The following is a 16,487-nucleotide window of genomic DNA, read 5'->3' as shown; positions in this document are numbered from 1 at the left end:
CATCGCGGTGGTATCGCGGTGGTGAGGAGACAAGCTGTGCCCAATGAGATGATCTTCCCGCGGCCCCTGTTGGACATTCTTCGCGAGTCCCCGGAGAGCCCCGTCATCGAACACGGGAACCGGGTGGTCTCGCGCGGTGAGCTGCTGGAGCTGATCGGACGGCTGGCGGGGGCGATGCTCGGCGCGGGGCTCGGCCCCGGCGTCGCCGTGGCGGTCCGCACGGCGCTGACACCGGAGGCGTTGGCCGCGCATGTCGCCGCGCACGTGCTGGGCTGCCGCGTGGTGTGCGTCCGCCCCGGCTACTCGGCCGGCCAGCTCGCGCACGTCCTGGACACCGACGTCGCCGCCGTCCTCGTCGACGCCTCGACGGCGGCACCGGAGCTGGCGTGGTCGGGCGCGCTGCTCTCGCTCGGCCCGTGCCCGGGTGCGGTGGACCTGCTGGCCTCGCCCGCGGGCGGGGTGCCGGACGTCCTCGCGCGTCCGGACGACGTGGCGCTGCTGACCTTCACCAGCGGCAGCACCGGGCGCCCGAAGGGGTGCGCGGTCACCTACCGGGCGATGAGCGGGCACTGGACGTGGCAGCCCCGCGCGTGGTCGCCGCTGGCCGCCGAACTGGCCAAGGGGTTCGAGCGCTACCTGCTGTTCGGGACGCTGGCCAGCATGGTCGTGCTGGAGTTCCTCGGCCTCTGCCTGCTCGGCGGCGGTGTCGCGGTCATCCCCGAGGACGACGGGCGGCCCCTGTTCCCGCACGCGCTCCGCCGCCACCGGATCACCGGCTCGATCCTGACCGTCCCCCGGCTGTGCGCGATGCTCGACCTCCTGCGCGAGGACCCGGACGCGGCGGGCGGCACCCCCCGCGCGCTGGTCGTCGCCGGGTCGCCGCTGCCGCCGGCCCGGCTGGCCGAGGCGGTGGAGCGGCTCGGCCCGGTGGTCTACCAGGGCTACGGGCAGACGGAGGCGAACCTGATCTCGATGCTCACCCCGGCCGACATCGCGGCGGCGCCGTCGGCCGCGCTGGACTCGGTCGGCCGCGTCCGCGCGGGCGTCGAGATCAGCATCCGCGACGCGGCTGGCCGGGAGGTCGGCCTCGGTCAGGAGGGCGAGATCTTCGTGCGCACCACGTGCCAGATGACGGGCTACTGGGGGCAGCCGGAGGAGAACCGCGACGTCCTGCGCGACGGCATGCTGCGCACCCGCGACCTCGGCCGGCTGGACGCCGACGGCCTGCTGCGCCTCACCGGCCGCGCCCGCGACGTGATCATCGTGAACGCGATGGTGGTGTACGCGGGCCCGGTCGAGCGGGCGCTCGCCTCCCATCCGGACGTCGCCGAGGCGTACGTGGCCGGGGCGCCGGACGACCGGACGGGCGAGGCCGTCCACGCGTTCGTCGTCCCCGTCGCCGGGCGGTCCCCGGACCGGGAGGAGCTGGCCGCGCTCGTCCGCGCCGAGCTGGGCGGGGACGCCGTGCCGCGCACGGTGACGGAGCTGTCGGCGGTGCCCGTCGCGGCCAGTGGAAAACCCGACAAACAAGCGCTGTTGCGGCTGCTCTGAGCCATTCTGACCGGTTCTTTCTGATCAAGCTCTGAGAATTCTCCGTCACGATCAAGGTTGTCCGTTCAACCACATCGTCGTGATGGAGGGTACCGTGCCGGACACGATCCTGGACAGCCTGGTGATCGGAGCCGGGCCGTCCGGCCTGCAGCTCGGATACTTCCTGGAGAAGGCCGGGCGGGACTACCTGATCCTGGAGGAGGGCGAGGCGCCGGGAACGTTCTTCAGGACGTTCCCGCGCCACCGCACGCTGATCTCGATCAACAAGAAGCACACGGGGACCGACGACCCGGAGCGCAACCTGCGCGCGGACTGGAACTCGCTCCTGTCCGACGACCCCGAGCTGCTGTTCACCCGCTACAGCGACCGCTACTTCCCGCCCGCCGACGACATGCTCCGCTACCTCGCCGACTACGCCTCCGCGTCCGGCCTGCGGATCTCCTACGGGACGCGCGTCGTGAGCGTCACCCGCGAAGGCCCGGACGGCCCGTTCGCCGTCACCGACCAGGGCGGCACCGTCCGCCGCGCGCGGCGGCTCGTCGTCGCGACCGGGTTCGGGGGGCCGAACGTCCCCGACATCCCCGGCATCGAGACCGCCGAGGTCTACGGCACCGCGTCCGTCGACCCCGCCGACTACCTCGACCGGCGGGTGCTCATCCTCGGCAAGGCGAACTCGGCGTTCGAGACGGCCGACAACCTGATCGAGACCGCCGCCGTCATCCACGTGGCGGGGCCCAACACCCTGAACCTCGCGTGGCGGACCCACTTCGTCGGCCACCTGCGCGCGATCAACAACAACTTCCTCGACACCTACCAGCTCAAGCTCCAGAACGCGGTGCTGGACGGCGACGTGCGCCGCGTCGAGCAGCGGCCCGACGGGACCTACCTGGTGACGGTGTCCTTCGTCCGCGCCGACGAGGTCACCAAGGACATCCCCTACGACAAGGTGATCGTCTGCACCGGCTTCCGGATGGACACCTCCATCTTCGGGGAGGGCTGCCGCCCCGAGACGACGATCCGGGACCGGTTCCCGGCGCTCACCCCCGCGTTCGAGTCGGTCAACGTCCCCGGCATGTACTTCGCCGGGACGCTGATGCAGTCCCGCGACTTCAAGCACGGCACCACCGGGTTCATCCACGGCTTCCGCTACAGCGTCCGCGCGCTGCACCGCATCCTGGAGAGCCGCCACCACGCCAACCCCTGGCCCGCCCGCGCCCTGCCCGCCGACGCGGACGCGCTCACGGCGGCGGTGATCGAGCGCGTCAACCGGACGTCCGCGCTGTGGCAGCAGTTCGAGGTGCTCGGCGACGTCATCGACTTCCCGGGCGACGGTGCCCGCTACCTGGAGGAACTGCCGGTCGACCTGAAGGAGCCCCTCGCCGGCGGCGACCGTGGCCACTTCACCGTCACGCTGGAGTACGGGCCCGACCACGCCAAGCGCGACCCCTTCGACGTCTCGCAGGGCCGGATCTCCCAGCGCGACGCCGAGCGCGCGCACGAGGGCCACTACCTGCATCCCGTCGTCCGCTTCCACGGCCCGGACGGGCCGCCGGCCGTCCACCACGTCACCGAGAACCTGGAGAACGACTGGACGTCGCGGGAGGTCCACGTCGAGCCGCTCCGCGCGTTCATCGCCAAGCACCTCCCCACGGCCTCCGCATGACCATGAGCACCGTCCCGAGGCTCCCCGCCACCCCGCGCGAGTTCGAGGAGGAGGCGCGCGCCCGCCTCGACCCGGCGCACTACGACTACTTCGCGGGCGGCGCCGGCGACGAGGTCACGCTCCGGGCGAACGAGGCGGCGTTCCGGCGCCTCGCGCTGCTCCCCCGCGTCCTGCGGGGCGCGGGTGAGCCCCGGACGGAGGTCGCGCTCCCGGGCGGCCGGGCGGGCATGCCCGTGCTCGTCGCCCCGACCGCCTTCCACCGCCTCGCCGATCCCGAGGGCGAGCGCGCCACCGCGCGCGCCGCCGCCGCCAACGAAACGATCATGATGGTGAGCATGGCCGGCACGGTCGGCGTCGAGGACGTGGCGGCCGCCGCGCCCGAGGCCGTCCTGTGGTTCCAGCTCTACATCCAGCCCGACATGCCCTTCACCGAGACCGTCGTGCGGCGCGCCGAGGCGGCGGGCTGCGCGGCGCTGGTCGTCACGGTCGACTCGCCCGCGCGCGGCGTCCGCGAGCGCGAGCTGGCGCACGGCTTCCACGACCTCCCGGACGGCCTGTGCTGCGAGAACCTCCGCGACGGCGCGGCCGTGCGGCCGATCGTGATGTCCCCGGACATCGGCTGGGAGCACATCGACCGGCTCCGCCGGATGACCGACCTCCCGATCGTGCTCAAGGGCATCATGAACCCGGCGGACGTGCGGCCCGCGATCGAGCACGGCGCCGCCGCGCTGCTGGTGTCCAACCACGGAGGCCGGCAGCTCGACACGCTCCCCGCCACGCTCGACATGCTCCCCCCGGTCGTCGCGGCGGCGGACGGGGCCGTCCCGGTGCTGCTGGACGGCGGCGTCCGGCGCGGCACCGACGTCGTCAAGGCGCTGGCGCTCGGCGCCGCCGCCGTCGCGGTCGGCCGCCCGGTCCTGTGGGGCCTCGCGGCGGGCGGCGAGCGGGGCGCCGCCCGCGTGCTCGCGATGCTGCGCGCCGAGGTCCGGGAGGCGCTCGCCCTGTGCGGGTGCGCGTCCCCGGCCGACCTCGATCCGAGCATGGTCCGGCGGACATGCTGACGGCGGCGGTCGTCGCGCTCACCGCCGTCGCGGTGGCGCTCAGCCTGCCGTGGTGGCTGCCGGGACGCGTCGTCGCGCTGCGGGTCCGGCTGTTCGCCCGGATCAACGGCGACGAGGGCATCCCCGTCCCCGGCGAGACCGTCGGCGTGGACCGGTTCCTGGAGGTGTACTCGCATCCGGCCGCGGGAGGCCGGAGCGAGGGCGCCGTCCTGTCGGACCTGTTCTGGTACTGGCTGGCGCCGGGGCCGCACGTCCACCAGGAGCACCTGGAGGCGGGGGAGCGCTACGACGCGGTCGCCCGCGCCACCCGGGGGTTCCTGTCCGTGCCGCGCGCCGACGCCGAGGAGCTGACCCGCCGCAGCGTCGCCGCGGCGCTGGACGGCGTCGGGAGAGGGGGGACGGTCCGGCTCCGGGACCTGATGATGCCGGTCTGGGCCGCGTTCTACTACGAGCTGGTCTTCGGCGAGCCGTGCCCGCGCGAGGCCCGCGACCTCATCGTGGGGAACGCCGACGACGTCGTCACCGCGCTGAAGTGCTGCGGGCTCCGCCACATGGACCGCCGCCACCGGCTGACCCGCTACCTCGCCGGACGGCTGGACGACGTCCGCCGCCCGCTCCCCGAGGGGCTCTCCGACGAGGAGAGGTCCTTCTACCTTCAGGGCACGTTCTTCAACACGGCCGTCGTCCAGATGTCGGAGGCCATGGCGCACCTGCTGATGGTCCTCGCGCGGCACCCGGAGACGCAGGAGCAGGCCCGCACCGGCGACGACCGCGTGCTCGACCAGGTGATGGCCGAGACGATGCGGCTCTACCCGCTGTTCGGCGTCGCGCACCGCATCACGACCGGCGACATCGAGGTGGACGAACGGACGACGATCCCGGCGGGGTCGGTGCTCTGCTTCAACTACCCCGAGTTCCACCACGCCGGGATCGAGGAGCCGGACCGCTTCGACCCCGGGCGCTTCGCCCCCTCCCGGCGCCGGGAGGGCGGCGCGGCCCCGCACCACATCCCGTTCGGTGTCGCCGCCAACCGCCCGTGCCCCGCCTGGCGGCTCGCGCCGATCACGATGCGGGTCGCCGTGCGGGAGGTGCTGCGCCGGTACGCGCTCGCCACGTCCGCCTCGCACACCCGGTCGCTCCCCAACCGGGGCCCGTGCCTGCTCGTCCCCCGGACGCCTCCCGCGGCCGGGCGCGCGCACCGCGCGGCGCTGCCGGCCATGTGGGCGCGCGACCGCTTCGAGGACGTGTGGCGCAGCCTCGTCCAACTCGTCCTCGGTACCCGGATGGTGCGCGACGCGCGGCGGCAGCGGCTGTGCGCCCGCCACTTCCACCCCGAAAGGTTCTGAACCCGACCGACCACGAAACGGAGGAACGGTGTTCGCCCCCACCCCGGCTCCCGTCCTCGTCTCCACCCCCGCCCTGGCTTCGGGAGGCACCGACCCGAACCTCGAACTGACCCTCAAGGTGATGCCCGCGCTCGTCGTCATCCTGATCGCCTCGGCGGTCTGCGGACGGCTCGCGCTGATGGTGGTGCAGCCCCGCGTCCTCGGCGAGATGGTCGCGGGCGTCCTCCTCGGCCCCACCCTGTTCGGCGCGCTGTTCCCGGACGCGCAGCGCGCCGTGTTCCCCGCCGAGGTCAGGCCGATCCTGTACGTGCTGAGCACCATCGGCCTGACGCTCTACATGTTCCTCGTCGGCGCCGGACTCGACCACCAGGCCGCCAGGCCCGGTGAGGCGCGGCGGGCCATGGGACTCGCGGTGTCGGGGGTCGTGCCCTCGCTGCTGCTGGGCGTGACCGCCGGAGCCCTGCTGTGGGGCACGCTCTCGCGCCCCGACGTCGGACGGTTCCAGTTCGCGCTGTTCGTCGGCGGCGCGCTGTCGCTCACCGCGTTCCCGATGCTCGCCCGGATCCTCTACGAGCGGGGCCTGGAGAACTCCCCGCTCGGACGGCTGTCGCTGCTCGCCGCCTCGGTCGACGACGCGCTCGCCTGGTGCCTGCTCGCGGTGCTGTCGGCGCTGCACCTCGGGTCGGGCATGGGCGAGGCGTGGCGCACGATCGGGCTCTCGGCGCTGTTCGCGGCCGTGATGCTGACCGTCGTCACCCGGCTGCTGCGCCCGCTCGGCGAGGACTTCACGCGCCGGGGCGGGATCGGCGCCGGCGCGATGTACGTCGTCGTCCTCGTCCCGCTGGTCGCGGGCTGGCTCACCGACTGGATCGGCGTCTACTCGGTCTTCGGCGGGTTCGTCGCGGGCCTGGCGATGCCGCGCGACATGGCGTTCCGGCGCGCCGTGCACGAGCGCATGATGGGCACCGTCTCGACGCTGCTGCTGCCGGTGTTCTTCGCCTTCTCGGGCCTGAACACCGACCTCGGCGGAATCAGCAGCCTGACGCTGCTGCTCGCGCTCCTGCTGATCATGGCGGCGGGGTTCGGCGGCAAGTACTTCGGCTGCGCGCTGGCGATGCGCTCGATCGGGTTCGGGTGGCGCGAGTCGTACGCGGTCGGCGCGCTGATGAACGCGCGCGGGCTGATGATCCTGATCTTCATCAACATCGGGCTGGCGCAGGGGATGATCAGCCGGGAGGTGTTCTCGATGCTGGTCCTGGTGGCCGTCGTCACCACCGCCGGGACCCTTCCGCTCTACAAGCTGGCCCTTCCGGATCGGTTGGAGGCACACGAAAAGAACGTGCCAATCCCCGAACCGGTTCAATGATTTTCGGAATTGTCCACAATTGCCCTCAAGGCTGGCGGTTTCCTGATCACGGTGCGACCGTGGCCTCGTGTCCGCGCCAACGGAAACCGCCAGCCGGGTGCGGCAGCGCGCCGCGGACCGGCTGCTCATCGTCGAGGACGACGGGGAGCTCGGCCGGATGCTCGCGGGCCTGTTCGCCGAGCAGGGGTACGCGGTCGACCTCGCGCCCGACGGGCAGCGCGGCCTGCACCTCGCGCTCGGCCACGACCATGACGCGATCATCGTCGACCGCGGCCTGCCGGACGCCGACGGCATCGAGCTGGTGCTGCGGCTGCGCCGCCGCGCCTGCACGGTTCCGGTGCTCGTGCTGAGCGCGGCGGGCAGCGTCGCCGACCGGGTCGCGGGCCTGGACGCGGGCGCCGAGGACTACCTGGTCAAGCCGTTCGACGTCGAGGAGCTGCTGGCCCGCGTCCGGGCGCTGCTGCGCCGCCACCTGGACCGGGCGGGGCAGTTCCCGCTCGGCGCGGGCTGGTTCGACGCCGACAACCGGGTCGTCGCGCTGCCGACCGGCGAGCAGGTGCCGCTGTCGGGCCGCGAGGCGCGGCTGCTGCGCGCCCTCGCGACCCGCCCGCGCCAGGTGCACACCCGCGCCGTCCTGCGCCAGCACGTGTTCGATGGCGCCCGGACCGAGTCGATCGTCGACACCTACGTCTACTACCTGCGCGGCAAGCTCGGCGACAGCGTCGTGCACACCGTGCGCGGCGTCGGCTACCGGGTGGGGGAGCTGTGACGGCCGCCGACCTGGAGCGGCGTCTGCTCGCCCGGACGCGGCGCCTGGTCACCCTCCAGGTCGCCGCCGGGGTCTCCGCGCCGCTCCTGCTGGCGTGGGCGCTCTCGCACCGCGCGATCGCGGACGGCCCGCCCGAGCCCACGCTCTGCGGCGGGGACGCGGCGGAGGCGCGCCGCCGGATCCGCCGGGCGCTCGCCGCCGCCGAGGTGGCGGGCCTGCTGGCCGCGCCGCTGGCCGGCCACCTGCTCGCCCGCCGCGCGCTCGCCCCGCTCGGCGACGCGCTCGACCGGCGGGCGCGCCTGGCCGCCGACGCCGGGCACGAGCTGCGCGCCCCGCTGAGCCGCCTGCACCTGCGCGCCCAGCTCCTCGCCCGCAGGCTCCAGCCCGGCACCGACGTGGCCGACGACATGGAGCGCCTCGTCGTCGGCACCCGGCAGCTCGGCGAGGTCCTGGACGACGTGCTGCGCGCGTCCCGTCCCGCCCGGGGGCGGGAGGAGGGCGCCCCGGTCGACCTGGCCGCGCTCGCCGAGGAGGAGGCGGCGGCGGAGAAGGCCAGGGCCGAGGCGCGCGGCGTGACGATCGACGTGCTGCGGCGCGGGGACGGCCACCTCGTCCGGGGCACCGAACCCGCCCTGCGCCGCGTGGTGACCGCGCTGCTCGACAACGCGGTGCGGCACGCCGAGGAGAACGTGCGCGTGATGGTGGCGCGCGGACCGTCCGGGCTGGTGGAGCTGACCGTGCAGGACGACGGCGCCGGGCTCGACCCGCGCGACGCCGGCCGCTACCTCACGCGCTTCACCGGCGCCCACGCGGAGGGGTTCGGGCTCGGCCTGGCCCTCGCCCGCGAGGTCGTGGACGCGCACGACGGCACGCTCACCGTGGCGGGGCGTCCCGGCGCGGGCGCGGCGTTCACCGTCCGCCTCCACGGGCCCGGGTCACGTCGGCGCACGCGGATCTTCGATCACTGTTGACTCCGATCCCACCGTCGCTTCACCTCGCGCACGCCATGATCGGCAGGCTTCGTGATCGCTGAGAAAGGCGTGGTGAACTGTGAGAACGCCCCTGTTGAGACCGTCCGGACCGAGGGTGCCCGTGCGGCTCCCCGCGGTGCGGAGGTTCGCGGCCGCGCTGGCGGCCGCCGGTTCCGTGGTCGCGCTCTGCGCCGCCCCGGCGTCCGCCGGCGGGCCGCGCCCGCCGGACGTCGACGGCGCGGGCTCGGGCGAGCGGCCGGACGCGCGGTCGGCGACCCTCGCGCCCGCCGACCCCGGGGCGGTCGACCCGCCGCGCTACACCTCCACGACGCGGCTGGCGCCCGGGGTCGTGTTCAGGACGTTCGAGACGTCCTCCCCGGCCGGTCCCGTGCTCGGCGACCTGCTGGACGTCGACCTGCGCGACCCCCGGGTGCGCGTCGGCCTGCTGTCCCCGGGCGCGGTGGCCGCGCGCGGCACCGTCTCCCAGATGGCGAACGCCCGGCAGGCGCTGGCCGGGGTGAACGGCGACTTCTTCAACATCAGCGAGACGCACCCGGGCGTCACCCCGACCGGGTCGGCGTCCGGCCCCGAGATCGAGGAGGGGAGGGCGCTCAAGGCCGCCGTGCCCGACAAGCAGCGGTTCGGGCCCGGACTGCCGCCCGGCACGTCCGCCGAGGACGTCATCGCGGTCACCGACGACCACCGCGCCCGTGTGACCCGGCTGCACCTGGTCGGGACGGTCCGCGCGCGCCACCTCGACCTCCCGCTGCGCGGGCTCAACCAGTACGCGCTGCCGCAGGGCTCCGCCGGGGCGTTCACCAGCGAGTGGGGCACGGTGTCGCGGCTGCGCGCGGTCTGCGGCAGCGACGCGCGCCGCGACGACCCGTGCGACACCGACACCGCCGAGGTCACGCTGGAGCGCGGCGTCGTCACCAAGGTGACCGACTCGATCGGCGAGGGCGCGATCCCGCCCGGCACGACCGTGCTGGTCGGACGCGGCGCGGCGGCCGACACGCTGCGCACGCTGACCCCCGGCGAGCGGGTCGGCGTCCGCTACCGGTTCGCCAGTGCCAAGCGGGTGAGCTTCGCGGTGGGCGGCTTCCCGATCCTGCGCGACGGCGAGCCGCTCGCCGGGCTCGACCCGAAGGGCCCGGCGCCGCGCACCGCCGCCGGCGTCAGCCGCGACGGCCGCCACCTCTACCTGATGGTCGTGGACGGGCGGTCGCAGCGCAGTGCGGGCCTGACCGTCGCCGAGCTGGCCGCCCTGCTTGACAAGGCCGGAGTGGACGACGGGGTCAACCTGGACGGCGGCGGCTCCTCCACGTTCGTGGCCCGTGGCAGCGAGGAACCGGCCGTGACCGTGCGGAACGTCCCCTCGGACGGGGTCGAGCGCGCGGTCGCCAACGGAATCGGGGTCTTCGTCCGTCCTTGACTTTTCCGCGCCCTCCGTCCGGGTCTGACCAGTCAGCTTGACCGGGGGGCGGCGGTGGGCCGCCCACGGAATCGCCCGTGGGCGGTTCACTCGTTTGTGGAACGTTCCCACGATTGACACGCAACCCTGACTCGACCGCGCCCCTGACCGAGTTCACGCACGTCAGAAGGGTTCTTGACCGACTTCAAGCAAATTCACAGTGACAGATGACCGAAGTCGTGCAGAAGTGTTACGTTCCCCTGCGTGACATCGAGCAAGCGTCGTGCGCAGATCGTGTCCTCCCTGCGCACGAAGGGGGCCGCCTCCGTCAAGGAGCTGGCGGAGACGCTCCAGGTGAGCGAGTCGACGATCCGTCGTGATCTCGACGTGCTGGACCGCAACGGCGAACTCGTGCGCACCTACGGGGGAGCGGCGCTCTCCCCGCAGGCGGCGGCGCCCGAGATCTCGTTCGCGGCGTCCGCGGAACGTGACAGCGCCGAGAAGGAGGCGGTCGCCGAGCGCGCCGCCGCCCTCGTCGAGGACGACATGGTCGTCGTGCTCGACATCGGCACCAGCACCCGGCTGATCGCGCGGCACCTGCGCGGCCGCCCGGTCACGGTGATCACCGCCAACCTGGCGGTGCTGGACGAGCTGCGCGACGACGAGGCCGTCCGGGTGTGCCTGCTCGGCGGCGTCGTCCGGCGCAACTACCTCTCGCTCGTGGGGTCGCTGACCGAGGCGGCGCTCCGCCAGGTCAGCTCCGACCTCGTGTTCCTGAGCTGTACCGGCGTGCGCCCGAACGGCCACGTCGTGGACGACATGGAGATCGAGACGCAGATCAAGCGCTCCATGATCGAGGCCGCCGACCAGGTGGTGCTCGTCGCGTCCGAGGCCAAGTTCCCCGGCACCGGCTCGCTGCGCGTGTGCTCCCTCGCGCAGATCGACACGCTGGTCACCACCGCCGGTGCCGACCCGAAGACTCTTGAGCTCTGCCGGCAGGCGGGCGGGAAGGTTGTCATCGCATGAAGCTGGCCATTCTCGGGGGCGGCGGTTTCCGGGTGCCCTACGTGTACCAGGCGCTGCTGAACGACCACGGCTCCCCGCGCATCGAGGAGGTCTGGCTCCAGGACTCCGACCCCGGTCGGCTGGAGGCGATGGCGGCGGTCCTCGCCACGTTCGCCGAGGGCGTCGAGGGCGCGCCCGCCGTCTACACCAGCACGGGGCTCGACAAGGCGCTGGAGGGTGCCGACTTCGTCTTCGCCGCCGTGCGGGTCGGCGGCCTCGCCGGACGGGTGTGCGACGAACGCGTGGCGCTCGACCTGAACGTGCTCGGGCAGGAGACCACCGGCCCCGGCGGCCTCGCCTACGGGCTGCGCACGATCCCGGTCATGGTCGACATCGCCGAGCGGGTGAAGGCGCTCGCGCCGAGCGCCTACGTCATCAACTTCACCAATCCCGCCGGGATGATCACCGAGGCGATGCGGGCGGTGCTGGGCGACCGGGTCCTCGGCGTCTGCGACACCCCGTCCGGGCTCGGCACCCGCGTCGCCGCCGCGCTCGGCCTGGACCCCGCCCGCCTCCAGCTCGACTACGTGGGCCTGAACCACCTCGGCTGGATGCGCCGCATCCTGCACGACGGCGTCGACGTCCTGCCCCGCATGCTCGCCGACGACGCGCTGCTCGGCTCGCTGGAGGAGGGCGTCGTCTTCGGCCGCGAGTGGCTGCGCGACCTCGGCGTGATCCCCAACGAGTACCTGTACTACTACTACTTCAACCGCGAGGCGGTGCGCGCCACCCTGGACGCGCCGCAGACGCGCGGCGAGTTCCTCGCCACCCAGCAGGCGGCGTTCTACGAGCGGATCGCGGCGGCGTCCGGCGGCGCTGCGCTGGAGCTGTGGCGCGAGACCGTCGCCTCCCGCAGCGCCAGCTACATGGCCGAGATGAAGGGCGCCGAGACCGGCGAGGCCCTGGAGGACCACGCCGGGGTGGACCCGGTGGACGAGGGCTACGCCGGGGTCGCGCTCAGCGTGATGGCCGCGATCAGCCGCAACGAGCCCGCCCGGATGATCCTGAACGTCCGCAACGGCTCCACCGTCACCGCGCTGCCCGGGGACGCCGTCGTCGAGGTGCCCGTCACCGTGGACGCCAACGGGATCCACCCGCTCGTCCTGGAGCAGCCCGACCTGCACCAGACCGGGCTCATGCAGCAGATGAAGGCCGTCGAGCGGCTCACGATCAGCGCGGCGCTCACCGGCTCGCGGGCCGACGCCGTCAAGGCGTTCGCGCTGCACCCCCTCGTCGACTCGGCCACGCTCGGCCGCAAGCTGCTCGACGGCTACATCGACCGCATCCCCGAGGTGGCGGCGGTCTTCACCCCCGGCGGCCGGCCGTGACCCCCCGGCGGCCGGCCGTGACCCCCCGGCGGCGACCGGTGACCCGGGGCCCGCGCGGGAGCCGCCTGCTCGCGGCCGCCCTCGCGGCCGTGGTGGCGGCGGCGCTGCTCGCGGTCGTCCCGGCCGCGCAGGCGGCGCCGGGCGCGCACGGGTCGCGGCCCGCGCGGGACCGTGCCAGGGCCGCGGCCGCCGTGGACGCGATGATGCGGTTCTACGACCGCGAGTCCGGCCGCTGGCAGCCCGAGTCGCCGTGGTGGCAGTCGGGCAACGCCCTCCAGGCCCTGCTCGACTACATGGCCGAGACGGGCTCGACCCGCTACATGCCGCAGGTGCGCAACACGATCGAGCAGCAGCGCAAGCCGCTGCCGTGGTGGCCCGAGGGCGGCGGCGAGTTCCGCGCCGACTCCACCGACGACACCGGCTGGTGGGCCCTCGCGATGGTCCGCGTGTACGACCTCACCCGCGACCGGCGCTACCTCGACATCGCCGAGACCGACGAGCGCTACATCCGCGAGTACTGGGACGACACGTGCGGTGGCGGCGTCTGGTGGGACATCCCCGGCAGGTCGTACAAGAACGCGATCAGCCTGGAGCTGTACTTCAAGCTGCTGGCGTCCCTGCACAACCGCGTCCGGGGCGACCGGGTGTACCTCGCCCGCGCCAAGGAGGCGTGGCGCTGGTTCGAGCGCAGCGGCATGATCAACAACGAGAACCTGGTCAACGACGGACTCACCACGCAGGACGGCGGCTGCGCCAGCAACCACGGCACCACCTGGACCTACAACCAGGGCGTCGTGCTCGGCGGGCTCGCCGAGCTGTACAAGGCGACCCGCGACCGGAAGCTGCTGGCCTCCGCCCGGCGCATCGCCGACGCGGTGATCAGGAGCCCGGAGCTGTCGCCCCGGGGCGTCCTGACCGAGCCGTGCGAGCCCGCCGGCGCCTGCAACGCCGACCAGGCGTCGTTCAAGGGCGTCTTCGCCCGCAACCTCGCCGAGCTGGACGCCGTCCTGCCCGGCCACCCCTACCGGGGCTACCTGCGCGCGCAGGCGGCGTCCCTGTACGAGCACGGGCGCAGCGGCGACCAGTACGGGCTGAGCTGGACCGGTCCCTTCGACCGCGCCGACATCGCCCGCCAGGAGTCGGCCGTGTCCCTGCTCACCGCCGTCCTGTGACCAGGACACCCCCTGCCCCTGCCACCCCCGCGAACCCCACCCCTGCGAACACCACCCCCGACAGCACCACCCCCGACAGCACCACCCCTGACAGCACCACCCCAGCCCGCACCACCATCAGCACCGACGGACCTCGTGAGGAGGCGTCATGACAGCAGAGACCCTTAACGGGGCGGATCCGGCCGCGGACGCGGGACGGGGCGAGGCCGCGGCGCCCGGGCGCCCGCCCGAGCCATCACTCGCCGACCCGTGCGCCGAGCGCGGCCTGGCCGGCGAGCTGCTTCGCCGGGACGCCGAGGAGGGCGAGCAGCCCGGGCTGGACGTGTTCCTGTCCGGCCAGGTCTTCATGGACATGATCTTCACCGGGCTGCCCGGCCTGCCGCCGCCCGGGACCGAGCTGTTCACCGACGGCCTCGGCTCCGCGCCCGGCGGGATCGCCAACATCGCGGTCGCGATGAGCAGGCTCGGCCTGCGCGTCGGGCTGGCGGCGCCGTTCGGCGACGACCTGTTCGGCGCCTACCTGTGGCGGACCCTCGCCGAGCAGGAGGGCGTCGACCTCGGCCACTCCCGCCGGGTCACGGCCTGGCCGACGCCGGTGACGGTGTCGCTGGCCTACGACTCCGACCGCAGCATGGTCACCTACGCCAAGCCCATGCCGGACCTCGCGTCCGGCGCGGGCGACGGAACGGGCGACGCGGGGGAGGCGGTGCTCGGCTCCCCGCCGCCGCCCGCGCGGGCCTGCTTCGTCGACATCGAGCGCCCGGTGCCGGGCTGGGCGAAGGAGATGCGCAAGGCCGGCACCACCGTGTTCGCCGACCTCGGCTGGGACGCGACCGAGACCTGGTCGAGCGAGGTGCTCGACCGGCTGGAGGACGTGGACGTGTTCCTGCCGAACGCCGTGGAGGCCATGGCCTACACCCGCACCGGCTCGCCGGAGGAGGCGGCGCGCGCGCTGTCCGCGCGGGTCCCCGTCGTGGTGGTCAAGCGCGGCGGCGACGGCGCGATCGCGATCGACTCCACCACCGGCGAGGTCGCCGAGACGACCGCGCTGCCGGTGGAGGCGCTCGACGCGACCGGCGCCGGGGACGTGTTCGCCGCCGGGTTCCTGTTCGGGACGCTCGCCGGGCTGCCGCTCGCCGAGCGGCTGCGGTTCGCGAACCTGTGCGCGGGCCTGTCGGTCCGGCACCGCAGCGGCTCGCTCGGGGCGCCCTGCTGGGGCGAGATCGCCGCGTTCGGCGAGTCCGGCGAGGTCCCCGAGGCCGAACTCGAACCGTACGCCTTCGTCGTGGACTACATCCCCGACTCGGCGTCGGAGACCGTCGTCCGGGCCGAGCCCACCCTCCGGGCCGACCTGCAGCAGCCGTCCTGAACGCGGCCGAGAGAACCGCGCAGGATCAGTAAGAGAGAAGGGAGCCGCTATGCCGGCACTGATGAGGCGGGGAGCGGTCGCGACCGCCGCCGCCCTGGTGACCGCCCTCGCCGCCGCGTGCGCGCCGGGCGGGTCCAGTGACAAGCCCGCCGACAAGGCGCCAGCGGCGGTCAGCACCGACGTCGCGGGGGCGGGCAACGTGACGCTCACCGTCTGGGACCAGGAGGTCCAGGGCGGGATGAAGGAGCAGATCGAGACGCTCAACAAGCGGTTCGAGGCCAAGTACCCCAACGTCAAGATCAACCGGGTCTCGCGCTCGTTCAGCGACCTGCAGAAGACGCTGCGGCTCGCGCTGTCGGGCGGCAACCCGCCCGACGTCGTCGAGGCCAACCAGGGCTACGCGGCGATGGCGCAGTTCGTCAAGGCCGGCATGCTGCTGCCGCTCGACTCCTACGACCAGGTGTACGGGTGGAAGAAGCGCTTCCCCAAGGGCCTGATGGACCTCAACAGCGTCACCGACGACGGCAAGCTGATCGGGTCGGGCAAGCTGTACGGCGTCTCGCTCAACGGTGAGATCGTCGGGCTCTACTACAACAAGGAGAAGCTCGCCAAGCTCGGCATCCAGCCGCCGAAGACGTGGGCGGAGTTCGAGCAGGCGCTCGCGACCGCGAAGAACAAGGGCGAGGTCCCGGTCGCGTTCGGCAACGTCGAGAAGCTGCCGGCCATGCAGCTCTACGGCCTCCTCCAGGACGGCCTGACCGACAAGGAGTCCGTCCGCAAGCTGGTGTTCGGCAGCGGCGGCTCCTGGAGCGACGGCCCGAACGTCCAGGCGGCGCAGCGGCTGTCGGACTGGGCGAAGAAGGGCTACCTCACCAAGAACGCCAACTCCATCAAGTGGGACGACACGCCCGTGAACTTCGCCAAGGGCGACGGCGTGTTCATGTTCGGCGGCACCTGGTGGGCGCCCGACCTCAACGACCGGATGAAGGAGAAGGTCGGCTTCATGCTGCCGCCCGCCTCCCAGGCCGGCGCGCCGGTGGCGACGATGGGCGGCGAGAGCCTGCCGTGGTCGATCACCGCGAAGACCAAGCACCCGGACGTGGCCGCCGCCTACATCAACTTCATCACCTCGCCGGAGGCGATGGACGTCGCGGTGGAGACCGGCAGCCTGCCGGTGCTGCCCGCGCCGTCCAAGCAGCCCTCCGCGCCGCTGATGAAGGAGGTGCTGACGGCCTGGACCGAGCTCAGCAAGAACGACGGCACCACGCCCTACATCGACTACGCCACCCCCACCTTCACCGACGCGTTCGGCGGCCCGCTCCAGGAGCTCGTCGCCGGCAAGAAGTCGGCGGAGGCCGTTATGAAGGCGGCCCAGGACGACTACACCGCCTTCCAGAAGAAGAAGTGACCGGGCC

13 protein-coding genes are annotated in these 16,487 nt (G+C 73.4%); all 13 read left to right on the top strand.

The features are described from left to right. Nucleotides 1-36: 36 nt before the first annotated feature. A complete protein-coding gene (locus GNZ18_RS23400; RefSeq protein WP_216651425.1) occupies nucleotides 37-1,551 on the top strand; it encodes a class I adenylate-forming enzyme family protein in 1,515 nt (504 codons plus the stop codon). A 94-nt stretch (nucleotides 1,552-1,645) separates the two neighbouring features. Further along, nucleotides 1,646-3,214, top strand: a complete 1,569-nt coding sequence (locus tag GNZ18_RS23395; RefSeq protein WP_216651424.1) for an NAD(P)-binding domain-containing protein — start codon at nucleotides 1,646-1,648, stop codon at nucleotides 3,212-3,214. Beyond that, nucleotides 3,211-4,275, top strand: coding sequence for an alpha-hydroxy acid oxidase (locus tag GNZ18_RS23390; RefSeq protein WP_216651423.1), 1,065 nt, complete (start codon nucleotides 3,211-3,213; stop codon nucleotides 4,273-4,275). The genes GNZ18_RS23395 and GNZ18_RS23390 overlap by 4 nt, the downstream gene beginning before the upstream one ends. Further along, nucleotides 4,269-5,621: a cytochrome P450 gene (locus tag GNZ18_RS23385; RefSeq protein WP_156218667.1), complete on the top strand. Its 1,353-nt coding sequence runs from the start codon at nucleotides 4,269-4,271 to the stop codon at nucleotides 5,619-5,621. The genes GNZ18_RS23390 and GNZ18_RS23385 overlap by 7 nt, the downstream gene beginning before the upstream one ends. 28 nt (nucleotides 5,622-5,649) lie before the next feature. After that, a complete protein-coding gene (locus GNZ18_RS23380) occupies nucleotides 5,650-6,987 on the top strand; it encodes a cation:proton antiporter (protein WP_156218666.1) in 1,338 nt (445 codons plus the stop codon). A gap of 67 nt (nucleotides 6,988-7,054) precedes the next feature. Next, nucleotides 7,055-7,756, top strand: a complete 702-nt coding sequence (locus GNZ18_RS23375; RefSeq protein ID WP_214619886.1) for a response regulator transcription factor — start codon at nucleotides 7,055-7,057, stop codon at nucleotides 7,754-7,756. After that, the gene (locus GNZ18_RS42415) at nucleotides 7,753-8,727 is read left to right on the top strand and encodes a sensor histidine kinase (RefSeq protein ID WP_156218665.1); all 975 of its coding nucleotides are present in this window, start codon (nucleotides 7,753-7,755) and stop codon (nucleotides 8,725-8,727) included. Before GNZ18_RS23375 ends, GNZ18_RS42415 begins: the two co-directional genes overlap by 4 nt. A 121-nt stretch (nucleotides 8,728-8,848) precedes the next feature. After that, the gene (locus GNZ18_RS23365; RefSeq protein WP_216651422.1) at nucleotides 8,849-10,159 is read left to right on the top strand and encodes a phosphodiester glycosidase family protein; all 1,311 of its coding nucleotides are present in this window, start codon (nucleotides 8,849-8,851) and stop codon (nucleotides 10,157-10,159) included. Between the two features lie 243 nt (nucleotides 10,160-10,402). After that, nucleotides 10,403-11,164 carry a DeoR/GlpR family DNA-binding transcription regulator gene (locus GNZ18_RS23360; RefSeq protein WP_214619883.1) on the top strand — a complete coding sequence of 254 codons (762 nt, stop codon included), beginning with the start codon at nucleotides 10,403-10,405 and terminating at the stop codon, nucleotides 11,162-11,164. Then, the gene (locus GNZ18_RS23355; RefSeq protein WP_156218664.1) at nucleotides 11,161-12,531 is read left to right on the top strand and encodes a 6-phospho-beta-glucosidase; all 1,371 of its coding nucleotides are present in this window, start codon (nucleotides 11,161-11,163) and stop codon (nucleotides 12,529-12,531) included. Before GNZ18_RS23360 ends, GNZ18_RS23355 begins: the two co-directional genes overlap by 4 nt. Nucleotides 12,532-12,569: 38 nt before the next feature. Beyond that, complete coding sequence (locus tag GNZ18_RS23350) at nucleotides 12,570-13,703, top strand: glycoside hydrolase family 76 protein (protein WP_216651421.1); 1,134 nt, start codon at nucleotides 12,570-12,572, stop codon at nucleotides 13,701-13,703. A 148-nt stretch (nucleotides 13,704-13,851) separates the two neighbouring features. Continuing rightward, nucleotides 13,852-15,072 carry a carbohydrate kinase family protein gene (locus GNZ18_RS23345; RefSeq protein WP_156218663.1) on the top strand — a complete coding sequence of 407 codons (1,221 nt, stop codon included), beginning with the start codon at nucleotides 13,852-13,854 and terminating at the stop codon, nucleotides 15,070-15,072. Nucleotides 15,073-15,121: 49 nt separating this feature from the next. Next, nucleotides 15,122-16,480 (top strand): extracellular solute-binding protein, encoded by a 1,359-nt coding sequence (locus tag GNZ18_RS23340; RefSeq protein ID WP_156218662.1) that lies wholly within the window; start codon nucleotides 15,122-15,124, stop codon nucleotides 16,478-16,480. Nucleotides 16,481-16,487: the final 7 nt, after the last annotated feature.

Origin of the sequence: Actinomadura litoris, from assembly GCF_009733595.1 — a bacterium.
Taxonomy (GTDB): domain Bacteria; phylum Actinomycetota; class Actinomycetes; order Streptosporangiales; family Streptosporangiaceae; genus Spirillospora; species Spirillospora litoris.
This window is presented reverse-complemented; position numbering and strand designations above follow the sequence as displayed.

Coding starts and splice junctions, on each gene's coding strand:
- GNZ18_RS23390 (WP_216651423.1), top strand. CDS start 3,211: ATGACCATGAGCACCGTCCCGAGGCTCCCCGCCACCCCGCGCGAGTTC.
- GNZ18_RS23385 (WP_156218667.1), top strand. CDS start 4,269: ATGCTGACGGCGGCGGTCGTCGCGCTCACCGCCGTCGCGGTGGCGCTC.
- GNZ18_RS23355 (WP_156218664.1), top strand. CDS start 11,161: ATGAAGCTGGCCATTCTCGGGGGCGGCGGTTTCCGGGTGCCCTACGTG.
- GNZ18_RS23345 (WP_156218663.1), top strand. CDS start 13,852: ATGACAGCAGAGACCCTTAACGGGGCGGATCCGGCCGCGGACGCGGGA.
- GNZ18_RS23340 (WP_156218662.1), top strand. CDS start 15,122: ATGCCGGCACTGATGAGGCGGGGAGCGGTCGCGACCGCCGCCGCCCTG.